This is a genomic window from Psychrobacter sp. UBA6291 (genome assembly GCF_002439405.1).
GTDB lineage: Bacteria > Pseudomonadota > Gammaproteobacteria > Pseudomonadales > Moraxellaceae > Psychrobacter > Psychrobacter faecalis.
The window spans coordinates 1-11,684 of sequence record NZ_DJUD01000051.1; the positions used below are offsets into that span (position 1 = coordinate 1).

Consider the following 11,684-nt stretch of genomic DNA (forward strand, 5'->3'; position numbering starts at 1 on the left):
GATGGGATGGTCGGATGCTTACATTATCCTAACTATTTGTCTTAACTATCTATGATAAGAAAGCCCAGTTATTGAATAGCTGGGCTTTTTATGGTTTAACTTATCATTGTTTCTTTACCACTATATTAATGAGTAGATACCGCTTTACGGTTGGCACTTTTCGCGCGTTTTTTGCCTTTTAATTTACGTGATAATTTGTTGATATTATTGAGTACCTGACCATAACGAGACGGGAATACGCGCTGGACGGCATCCATCATTTTGGCATCGTTGCCAATCAAACAGCGTGGCTGGTTGGTGGCGGCGGCATGTAAAATAATCCAAGCCGCTTTACTGGCATCGAATTTTAAGAATTTATTAAAGCTACGAATGGCTTTGCTACCGCTACGCATACCGAGGTCGCTGATACTGTCGTTACCGCGTGCGCTATTGGCAATATTGGTTTTGATACCGCCGGGATGCACAGAAGTTGCCGACACGCCGCAGCGCTGAATGTCTAGCTCTTGGCGCAAGCTTTCGGTAAAGCCGCGCACCGCAAATTTACTGGCGTTATAGGCAGATTGTGACGGCTGCGCGGTCAAACCAAACAGGCTTGAGATATTGATGATATGACCATGTTCGTTAAATTGGCGTGGCTTGCTGTCTTTTTTACCAGTATCAATTTCGCTTTCTTTGACGCTATTTTTAATTAGGGGTAAAAACGCCTTGGTGCCATAAACCACGCCCCAAAAATTGATATCCATTACCCATTCAAGCTCGCCAATGCTGCTGCCTTCAACGGAAGAGTAGAGCGCCACGCCTGCATTATTAAAGATAAAATTCACTTTGCTATGTTCCGCCATCACGCTGTCCGCCCACGCTTCGACAGCTTTATTGTCCGAGACGTCGAGTACGGTAGTGGTAACTTTGACATCATAGCCGACCAGTAGCTCCTTGGTCTGCGCTAATTGTTCAGGATTGATATCCGATAACGCCAGATGGCAGCCCATTTTTGCTAAATGCAGGGCAAGCTCGCGTCCTATGCCAGAACCTGCGCCAGTGATAGCGGCGACATGATTGGCATAATAAGGGGTAATATCGTGGTCTTGCTGCGAGGGAAAAGGTAGATATTGGCGCAGTGAATTCGCTATAGTTGAGACATTGCTAGAAACGTGGTTAAGCATGATAAACAGTCCTTTGTATCATTGATTTGAAGAGTTTGGTCGTCGATAAGGATAACGTATAAAAGTCGCTTTACCTTAGCATGATTTGTCCCTTTGGCTGCTATCGATTGATAAACGCAGCTGTCATTTTTAGCCAGCCTATGATGATAAATCACAGACACAAAAAAGCGCCTGAATAACTATCAGACGCTTTTTAAATAAATAGACCATTGAGTACAATGAAGTGCTTTTACCCAATCATCACTTATGCAATTTTAGGAGTTTTGCCTTCGTTAATCACTTGCTCGTCAACCAATACCGTTTTGGCATTTTTCATTGATGGCAGCTCATACATGGTTTCAAGCAGAGCGTTTTCGACGATAGAGCGCAGACCACGAGCACCGGTTTTACGCTCCATAGCTTTTTTGGCAATCGCATCAAGCGCTTCTTTGGTAAACTCAATCTCAGCGCCTTCCATCTCAAACAGATATTTATACTGTTTTACCAATGCGTTTTTCGGTTCTGTCAAAATCTGTACCAAAGCTTCTTCATCAAGCTCTTGTAGCGCTGCAAGTACAGGCAGACGACCAATCAATTCAGGAATGAGACCAAACTTAATTAAATCTTCTGGCTCGACTTGCTGCAGCAAATCTGAGCTGCGGCGGCTGTCATCTTTTGAGCTGACATCAGCGTTAAAACCAATACCGCCTTTTTCCGTACGCTGCTGAATGACTTTATCAAGACCGGCAAACGCACCGCCAACGATAATCAAGATATTGCTGGTATCGACTTGGATCAGCTCTTGCTGTGGATGCTTACGACCACCATGTGGCGGGATAGCGGCAACCGTGCCTTCGATAAGTTTCAGCAACGCTTGCTGTACGCCTTCGCCCGACACGTCGCGAGTGATAGAAGGGTTGTCGCCTTTTTTACTAATTTTATCAATCTCATCAATATAGATGATGCCTTGCTCAGCTTTGCTAACATCATAGTCGGAGGCTTGCAAGAGCTTTTGCACGATGTTTTCAACATCTTCACCGACATAACCGGCTTCCGTTAACGTCGTCGCATCTGCCATCGCAAACGGCACATCAAGTAAGCGTGCGAGTGTTTGCGCAAGCAAGGTCTTACCAGAACCCGTTGGGCCAATCAGCAAGATATTACTTTTTGCCAACTCAACCATGGCGTCATCAGCGCCGATTTTGGCTTTTTTGCTATCTCTAGCCAACGTTTGGCTGACTTTTAGGCGTTTATAATGGTTATAAACTGCGACCGCTAAGGCTTTTTTCGCCGCATCTTGGCCGATGACATATTCATCAAGCTTGGCACGTAGCTCTTTTGGCGTTGGCAGTTTTTTATTGACCCAAGAGGTATCAATGTCGCTGTCGTCGTCGCCATCTTCGGCGCTATCAGCAATCAGGTCCGTACATAGCTCGATACATTCATTACAGATATTGGCGTCGTCAGCGGCAATCAGCTGCTTTACTTCACTTTTTTCTTTGCCGCAAAACGAACAATACGGGGTGTTATCTTCTGCCATATACAGGCACTCCTAAAATTTAATGCTTATCAATGTTTTGATTATGGACATCAGCGCCAAAGCGTAGGGCAGTTGATATATTTCTTCTACCGTAGCGCATTTAGGCCACTGATGTTTTAAAGTCCTTTAAACGTCTATTATCAGAGCTTATAAAGAAATTAAAGCTTATAAAGAATCGGGGCGACGCTCTAATACTTCATCAACCAAGCCGTATTCTTTGGCCTCTTTAGCATCTAGCCAATAGTCACGCTCAACATCTTTTTCGATTTTTTCAACCGGTTGACCGGTACGCTCAGCCAAAATCTCGTTCAAACGAGCACGGGTTTTTAGAATTTCACGCGCATTAATTTCGATATCGGTTGCTTGACCTTGCGCACCACCTGAAGGCTGGTGAATCATCACGCGCGAGTTGGCTAGGGCATAACGTTTGCCTTTTTCGCCCGCTGCCAGTAAGAATGAGCCCATGCTATACGCGCCGCCCATACAAATGGTTGAGACTTCAGGTTTGATAAAGTTCATGGTATCAAAAATAGCCAAACCAGCACTCACTGAACCGCCTGGCGAGTTGATATATAAATGAATGTCTTTATCAGGGTTTTCTGCTTCTAAAAATAATAGCTGCGCCACGATAAGATTGGCCATGTGGTCTTCAACTTGACCGGTCAAAAAGATAACGCGCTCACGTAATAGGCGTGAGAAAATATCAAACGAGCGTTCACCGCGCGCTGATTGCTCAACCACCATCGGAACCAATGCGGCTTGAGTCGAGCTTTGTACATTGTCATGCGCACTCATCAACATATCAAAATGCGGGTTAGCAGTGATGCGATCATAATCTGTCATAAAGATGTCCTGTTTATAAGTCCATAAGATAAAAAATAGAAGCTAGCTGTTGGCTACATTGTTATTGATGATTATCATTGTAAACATTATCGCCTGGCAATAAAACCTACTAGAAAATAAAACCTATTCGCGCATACATTTTATTTTATTAAATTAATCCGACACCAAAATATGCTCAATAAAGCAGATTGGCTATGCCTAATAAAATAGTGGCTAATAAATAATGGTCGCCGCTAGAAATAAGTGAGCCAATGGTAACTTTTTTATCAAAGCAATAGTAACGGTTTAATGTGACAAATGATAAACGACTCCCTATTAATAAGGCGTCTGTGTGCACTTATCAAGGGCAGCATGAATAATCTGTTTATAAAAAATGCTATATTCAAAATATCTTAAAAACGCTACGGTATTGCTGACATCAATTTTTTGTAGTCTCTGTCTGCGCAGGCACAGCAAGCAAGAAAAATTGATATCAGCAGTGTGTGATGTATCAATAGTACTTTTCACTCACTATATTAAGAAAGTAGTTTATAACCAAGCAATAAAAATGCCCTAACAAATGTGTCAGGGCATTTTTATTGCTTGGTATTAAACCAGCCAATATCGACTGGCAAAACGCTAAATTACATTATTACATCGCTTGTTGCTGCTGAGCGGCTAGTAGGTCTTGGTAGCTCACTTCTTTGTCCGTTACTTTGCCTTGCTCGATTAAATAATCGACCACTTGGTCTTCTAGCACTACTGACTCAATGTTAGCGCGTTGCTGCTTATCATTGGTGTAGTATTCTATGACTTCCGCTGGGTCTTCGTAGTTTTCAGCGGCTTCTTTGATAAAGCTTTCAACACGCTCTTGGTCAACTTCTAAGCCTTTGGTGTCGATAACACGAGCAACGATGATGCCTAGACGGGCAGCACGTAGCGCTTGCTCTTCAAACAGCTCATTTGGCAGCATGTCTTTATCGAAACTATCAGCATTAGCACCAAACTGCTGAGAAAAACGTTGCATCATCATGTTGCGTTGACGATCGATTTCTTGCTCTAGCATAGCGTTTGGTACGTCAAACTCGTTCTTTTCTAGTAGCGCATCAAAGGTCGCTTGCTTTACTTGGCTACGCGCGGCATTTTTGATTTCGCGTTCCATGTTTTTACGCACGTCTTCTTTTAATTTCTCAACGCCGCCTTCTTTCACGCCGAATAGCTCTAGGAATTCTTCGTCGATTTCTGGAAGTTTTGATTTTTCAACCAATTTTACATTGATTTTAAATTGTGCTTCTTTACCAGCCAAGTTCTCAGCTTGGTAATCTTCTGGGAAGGTGACGTCGATGACTTTTTCTTCGCCCGCTTTCATACCTTTGATACCATCTTCAAAGCCTGGAATCATCTGATTGCTACCGATAACCAATTTGAAGTCTTCAGCAGAGCCGCCTTCAAATTTTTCGCCGTCGATTGAACCTTCAAAGTCAAAGGTCACTTGGTTGTCTTTGGCCGCTTTACCTTTTTTCTCAACGAACTCTTGACGCTGCTTTTGTAGGTTTTCGATCATAGTGTCAACGTCTTCGTCGCTGACGGTCGCTGTGTGACGCTCAACTTCGATTTCATCAATACCTTGGACGTCGATTTCTGGGAAGATTTCAACAGTCGCTTGATAAACCAAGAAGTCGTCTTCAAGTTTCACGTCGTCGATGTTGGGCATGCCAACAGCACGGATGTCTTCAGATTTGATCGCTTCAAATACGGTATCACGGATCACATCGTTGATGACTTCTTGTTGAATGCCAGCACCGTACTGTGAACGGATATGCGACATCGGTACTTTACCTTTACGGAAACCGTCAATCTTGGCGGTTTTCGCCACTTGGCTGATGCGGCCTTCAACTTTGTTTTGAATTTTTTCAACGGGTACTTTAACCGTTAGCTGAGTTTCTTTGTTAGACAGCTTGTTGGTTGTGACTTGTAAATCTGTAGCCATATTCGTTACACCTTTAGGATTAAATAGAAATAGACAACCAGGCTGCAAAATACGCGTGTGCTACTGGTTGCCGTTGGAATAAATAGGGGATATTGTTAGCGCGCGATTTCGCAATCTGTGAGCGTAGCAATCGCTGACGGCACAAAAATATGAAACGCTTTATTCTAAATAAACGCTCTCAGATATCAATATTAACTGCTAATCGCCCGCATAATAACGCTTTTTGCTCAATTATACAGACAAATAACGGCTTTCAACAAAATTTTAAAAGTAGAACAGTATAATCTATCTGTTTATTAAAGTAAAAATTATCTGTTTAATCGCCCCGTCGAGGATTTATAGGTTTAGCTATCATTGTAATAGCCTACTTATTATAAATACGCTTATAACGGCAATTGCGCCAATAACTGCTCAATGGCCTGACCACGATGACTGATGCTGTTTTTGTCCGTAGCGCTGAGACTTGCCGCCGTCGCTTGTAATTCTGGCAACCAAAATAGCGGATCGTAACCAAAACCACCATCACCATGTGGCGCATCTAAAATCTCGCCGTGCCATAAACCTTGGGCGATAATCGGTAGTGGGTCATCGGCATGACGCACCATGGCGAGTATACACACAAACATACCTTTGATAGGGGTATCTGGCTTGACTGCACGAATAGGCTGCAAGTCAGCGATAAGCTTGGCGTTGTTTTTGGCGTCATTGCCATGCTCGTCGGCATAACGGGCAGAGTAGATACCGGGCGCATTGCCCAATACAGGCACACAAAGCCCTGAATCATCCGCAATCGCCGGTAGGCCACTTGCTCGGCTGGCATGCCGCGCTTTGATAATAGCGTTCTCAATGAAGCTCAAACCGTCCTCGATGGCATCATCGATATCAAGCTGACCTTGCGGGACAATCGTCACAGCCAAATCTGCCGCTGCAAATAAGCGTTTAAACTCACCAAGTTTGCCTTTATTATTACTGGCAAGCACCCATTGATTGGCGAGCTTTGTTTGCGTTAAACGCTCTTGTGGAGTAAGGTTTGCGCTGCTGGCTTGGGTCATATTTTTTGTCCGTCATTAATTCACTGATACTGCTATATTCTAGGCTAGCATGAGCTAAATTACCAATTAGCATAACGAATCGTTGATTCATAACATTTGGTAACTGATATTTGTCACCACTCTTGCTATAATAGGCGACAAGCTACAGTGAATTATATCTTATAGCTTGTGAACTTTTAATTAATAATACTTATGAATATCTATCATGGTTTTTGCCCATTATATATTTATAAGTACATTAACTAATAAGTGATGCGCGCTTAAGATAATTTTAGCATGCAAGCCTTTTAGGTTTACCGCAATATGTTTAGCATATTGAGTAATGACTTTCACTAACAATAAACTAAGCCAATTTAGTCCGATAATTTATAGCGTTGATTTAAGCTATACCTAATACTAATGGCTAAACCAGCAAGGATAAAATAACTATGTCAAATATTACTTTACCAGATCTACCTTATGCAAAAGACGCGCTCGAGCCACATATCAGTGCTGAGACGCTAGAATACCATCATGATAAGCACCATGCCGCTTATGTAAATAAGCTAAATGAATTGCTACCGGGTTCTGGTCTAGAAGACAAAACATTGCCAGAAATCATCGTAGCGACTGCGAAAGATGACAGCAAAAAAACCATGTTTAACCAAGCAGCGCAAGTATGGAACCATACGTTCTATTGGAACTGCATGACGCCTGACAATGGTGGCGGCGAACCTACTGGTGATTTGAAAGCGAAAATCGAAGAAGATTTTGGTAGCTATGACAAGTTCCGCGAAGAGTTCAAAAACGCAGCAACTTCACAGTTTGGTTCTGGTTGGGCTTGGCTAGTTGCTGATAAGGTTGGCGGTAAACTATCAATCGCTAAAACTGGTAACGCTGATACGCCACTTGCACATGACCAAGTAGCGGTATTGACTTGTGACGTGTGGGAACATGCGTACTACATCGATTATCGTAACCGTCGTCCTGACTATGTTGACACCTTCCTAGACAAGCTAGTGAACTGGGACTACGCAAACGCAAAATATAAAGGTCAAGATGCTGGTGTTGAAGAGTAATCTTTAACTTTTAAGCATTTGATTAATAAAAAAGGACGCTGAGAGGCGTCCTTTTTTTTGGTTTGATTTTCTTCTTCAAAATTCTATATAAATCGAATTTTATGAGTAAGCAAGCACTATCAGGTAAAATGGTTATGTGTGGATTTAACATACATTAACATTTGATTAATTTTAGTTTTATCTCTATATCTTTCAAACCGTTAAATACTTGAGAAAATAATTTCAATGTAATAGAAGGTGAGTCTACATGCCTTGTAACCCCTTTGAGATGAGTGTGAGCTTCCGCATTTCGTATATTCTTGAGAGTGCCAAGGGCTGATAAGAGGAGAGCATTTTTCGATGCATCAAGTTTTTTTTCTAATCGCTCAATATTCATGAAACCAATAACGGATGAGAGCATTTTAATAAAATGATTCTTATATTCAAATCCGTAGTTCCGGTCTATAATTTGTTTCTTTACATGAGTTTTAGTTGCTTGTAACTTTAATAAACGATTTGCACACATCTCGATAATATTATCCATAGACTCTTCAATCCAACCACAGAGCTCAAGAATTGCAAGCTTTGAATAATACAGCTTTCTTTTATGGCTATTTGTATCGAAATATAGTTTATTCAATTGTTTAAGATTATTTTCTATATATTTACGAACAATCATAACTTCTATACACTATGAAAAAATTTGTATGGATGCTGATATGCGAGCTTGAACTTTCTCTTTTTTAGCAACGCCATCATTAAGGTACTCAGTCGCTAGTGAAGAGTGTTCTCGAAGCTTTCTAAAACGCGATTTTAAATCTTCTTCTGATAGGTTTTCAAGTCTGTCTATATTTTGAGATATGCCTGCCAAAAGAGCCTCTAATATTGAAACGCCTACTCTTTCATCTTCATTAAGAATTTTTGTTGCTATTAGCTCTACAGTTCTAGTAAAGTTTACTTTTTTGCTATTTAAGAAAGACTCACTAGGGTCTCTATTAACTCTCATGTATTCATTTAAAAATTTAGACAAAATACCTTTATATGAAGAGAGGTTATCGTTGAATGCAAAATGTCTTAATATCATTTCAACATTTTTAAATCTTGAATCATCTTTATCTTTTAATCTATTTATTGATCTCCAATGAGTATTTTCATTTAATTCTTTTAAAAGAGTATTAAAGGCACCACTAAATATACAGTTTCTTATCTCTTGGTTGTTTAATTTAGTACCTCCAGTATTAAGTCTATGAAATATAGTAAACAAGTATTCCATATGCGATTTTTTACTATGATCACATCTTAAAACAGTTACTGGTAAAGTCAGATTCTCTAGTCTTTGATAAAGGATATGATCAATACTAGTCTCATCTTTGAAGTGAGAGACCTTTTTACCAGCTAGTTTCTTATCAATATCATCAAGATCAGATAAGCGCCATGTTTTATCTTCTAAAAAGCGAATAATGGCAGTCATTCGCTGTAAACCGTCTATCACTTGCCATTTTTGGGTCTTAAAATCTAAACTAAAACACATGCTTGGTATAGGCAGCTGCTTTATTAATGAATCAATAAATCTTGTTTGAGCAGGTGGGCTCCAAACTGAATTCCTTTGAAAATCGGGTGTTATATTTAGTATGCCTTTGTCATACATACGATACAAATCTGCACAGGAACGCAGTTCATTATAAGCAATTATATCTGATGGTGGTTGCTGATCAGACTCATCTTCGTAAAATAAGTTTTCTTCTTCTTTTTCTAACTCTAGTTCTAGATTTATTACTTCATCTATACTCATAAGTCTTCTCAATTAAATTATAGCGTAAAGGTTTTGAATATATACAAACCACATTGTAATAGTATTTAGCTTTTGCATCTGAAAAGTCAATTTTTTCTTTGAGATGGGGACGAATTTTACAACACCTCAAACCCAAACTTACCCAACGCCTCCCTTAGCATCGCAATATTATAATACGCATGCGCATTGACGGTGTTTTGGAAGAAGATATAGAGCGTATCAAAATGCTGACGCTGATTGGCAATCGCTTGCGCCCAGTCGTTCATTTCAGCCTCGCTATAACGATAATCGTGACGGTCAGCGGCGCTCATCGCATCCCACCAGTTTAGGTTATTACCATGCATGCGCAAATAGCCTGTACGCTCGGTAAATATTAGCCGTGACGGCGGTAGACCGCTGACTTTAGGATAATCGACGCTACACCAAATCAAACCTTGGTCGATAAAGCTATCGACCACTTGCGGCGTATGCCAGCCGTTATGACGAAACTCAACCGCTAACGGATAGTCTTTAAACCAACTCACAAGATTTGCTAAATAAAGACGATGCTCGCGAGTACGATCAAAGCCATGTGGGAATTGTAGTAGTAATGGCGCGAGCGCATTGGCTTCGATAAGTGGCGTTAGAGCAGTAATGAAGGCTTGCGCATGCTCGCTAGTGCCTTTACGCGCATGAGTAAAGTCTTGATGCAGCTTGACGGCAAATTTCAACTCACTGTCCGCTTGCACGTAGGCCTTATCAACCATACCGGCAAAGGCTTTTTGTCCGATGGGCGCATAAAAAGTGCTGTTAATCTCAACCGCGCCGTATTGCTTGGCGTATTCGCGTAAGAAGTCGGTTTTTTTGGTGCCAGTTGGGTACAGCGTACCAAGCAAATCGGTGTCGCTATAGCCGCCAGTGCCAAGGTAAATACGCTGAGTAGGGGTACTTTCCATGTTGACCACCCTTTATCGTTTTTAATGTTTATTGCTGAGCTTATTTTTTACGTGACCATAGCCATTCAATGAGTGCCAATAAGGCGTTGGTGTCCTTATTAGCGCTTAACTCACGACTATTTAATTCACGATTAAGCGCTGCGCGGCCGTCATTAAATAGCGATTGCGCATAGTGGGTCGCTTGCTCAACGCCCATCAGTTTCACATAGGTAGATTTGTCTAACTTTTCATCGCTGCCCGCAGGTTTGCCGAGGGTATCGGTGCTGGTGGTCACATCTAAGATATCGTCTTGGACTTGAAAAGCCAGACCAATATGCTGGGCGCAATCTTGCAAAGCAATACGCTGCGGCGCCGTCGCCCCTGCACAGATGCCGCCCATGAGCATCGCCGCTTCAATCAACGCACCTGTTTTGTCACGGTGGATGGCTTCTAATTCACTTTGCGTGATATCAGTGCTGGCTTCGGCATTTAGGTCGAGCATTTGCCCAGAAACCATGCGTCTGGCACGCGGCGCGAATATCGCGATAAGCTGGCTTGCAATAGCAGAGTCATAGGGCGCAAAGGTTGGCAGCTCAGCGGTTAGTACTTCAAAAGCAAGTGTTTGTAGCACGTCACCGGCGAGCAGGGCGGTCGATTCTGCAAAGACGATATGGGCAGTTGGCTGACCACGGCGCAGCTCATCATCGTCCATACAGGGCAAGTCATCATGCACCAGTGAATAGGTATGCAACAGCTCTACCGCCAATGCTGCACGGCGCGCCATATCGTAATCGGAGTCGTTTTCTAGTAGTGATTCTAAATCGCTATTTTGCTGAATTTGCTTAGCTTCTTTATCAGTGCTTTTATCGACATATTCATCAGCCCTATTAACGTCGTCATTCGCATTGCTTCGATTGACACTATCAAAGGCGCTGGCGACCAATAACGGCCGTACCAATTTACCCTGACCGGTCATCACATAACGGCAGGCATCAAGCAGCGGACTTGGCAGCTCAGCGTAAGCAAATAGCATCTCGATATCTTGCGCCAGTTGCGCGCGCACGGCGCTATGAAATTGCTCAGTATTATTATTAAAGCTCGCAAAAGGCACCGTTGTTGAAACAGTGTTTGAAGCCGTTGTTGAAGACATAGGGCTTGGCATAGAAGTAGAAGCAGGGGAAACAGTCATAATCCAACCATTAATCAGGTGAATAATAAAAATAGCGCTAGTGTAGCATGATAGATTATATTCCTTATGCTACGAGTATTATCAATGACGTATTTTTGGCGGTTTAATGTTAAAAATTGGCGTAAAAAAGCCCTTTGAATAGGTGTAATAATGCAACAAACCCTTGTTACCTATTATTGATTTAGGTGTAATGGACAAAATTCATG

The 11,684-nt window shown here is 41.8% G+C and carries 10 protein-coding genes; 1 reads left to right on the forward strand and 9 read right to left on the reverse strand.

Annotated features, from left to right (window positions below; all coding sequences use genetic code 11):
• Window positions 1–125 precede the first annotated feature (125 nt).
• The 5 genes from B3R91_RS08975 to rdgB form a co-directional block, all read right to left on the reverse strand.
• Window positions 126–1,163: an SDR family NAD(P)-dependent oxidoreductase gene (locus tag B3R91_RS08975; RefSeq protein WP_286797294.1), complete on the reverse strand. Its 1,038-nt coding sequence runs from the start codon at window positions 1,161–1,163 to the stop codon at window positions 126–128.
• A gap of 244 nt (window positions 1,164–1,407) precedes the next feature.
• The gene (gene clpX, locus B3R91_RS08980; RefSeq protein ID WP_286797295.1) at window positions 1,408–2,682 is read right to left on the reverse strand and encodes an ATP-dependent protease ATP-binding subunit ClpX; all 1,275 of its coding nucleotides are present in this window, start codon (window positions 2,680–2,682) and stop codon (window positions 1,408–1,410) included.
• A 165-nt stretch (window positions 2,683–2,847) separates the two neighbouring features.
• A complete protein-coding gene (gene clpP, locus B3R91_RS08985) occupies window positions 2,848–3,525 on the reverse strand; it encodes an ATP-dependent Clp endopeptidase proteolytic subunit ClpP (protein WP_414707541.1) in 678 nt (225 codons plus the stop codon).
• A 631-nt stretch (window positions 3,526–4,156) separates the two neighbouring features.
• A complete protein-coding gene (gene tig / locus B3R91_RS08990; protein ID WP_201592400.1) occupies window positions 4,157–5,494 on the reverse strand; it encodes a trigger factor in 1,338 nt (445 codons plus the stop codon).
• A gap of 383 nt (window positions 5,495–5,877) precedes the next feature.
• Window positions 5,878–6,546 (reverse strand): RdgB/HAM1 family non-canonical purine NTP pyrophosphatase, encoded by a 669-nt coding sequence (gene rdgB, locus B3R91_RS08995; protein WP_286797296.1) that lies wholly within the window; start codon window positions 6,544–6,546, stop codon window positions 5,878–5,880.
• A gap of 428 nt (window positions 6,547–6,974) precedes the next feature.
• On the opposite strand from rdgB, the gene B3R91_RS09000 reads away from it, so the two are divergent.
• Window positions 6,975–7,604: a superoxide dismutase gene (locus B3R91_RS09000; protein ID WP_286797297.1), complete on the forward strand. Its 630-nt coding sequence runs from the start codon at window positions 6,975–6,977 to the stop codon at window positions 7,602–7,604.
• Between the two features lie 154 nt (window positions 7,605–7,758).
• Here B3R91_RS09000 and B3R91_RS09005 read toward each other — a convergent pair whose 3' ends face one another.
• From B3R91_RS09005 to B3R91_RS09020, 4 genes are all read right to left on the reverse strand, one after another.
• Window positions 7,759–8,262 (reverse strand): hypothetical protein, encoded by a 504-nt coding sequence (locus B3R91_RS09005; protein WP_286797298.1) that lies wholly within the window; start codon window positions 8,260–8,262, stop codon window positions 7,759–7,761.
• Window positions 8,263–8,274: 12 nt separating this feature from the next.
• On the reverse strand, window positions 8,275–9,375 hold the full coding sequence (locus tag B3R91_RS09010) for a DUF262 domain-containing protein (protein WP_286797299.1): 1,101 nt from the start codon (window positions 9,373–9,375) through the stop codon (window positions 8,275–8,277).
• A 116-nt stretch (window positions 9,376–9,491) separates the two neighbouring features.
• Window positions 9,492–10,310 (reverse strand): DUF72 domain-containing protein, encoded by an 819-nt coding sequence (locus B3R91_RS09015; protein ID WP_286797300.1) that lies wholly within the window; start codon window positions 10,308–10,310, stop codon window positions 9,492–9,494.
• Between the two features lie 40 nt (window positions 10,311–10,350).
• Complete coding sequence (locus tag B3R91_RS09020) at window positions 10,351–11,478, reverse strand: polyprenyl synthetase family protein (protein WP_414707542.1); 1,128 nt, start codon at window positions 11,476–11,478, stop codon at window positions 10,351–10,353.
• Between the last annotated feature and the right edge of the window lie 206 nt (window positions 11,479–11,684).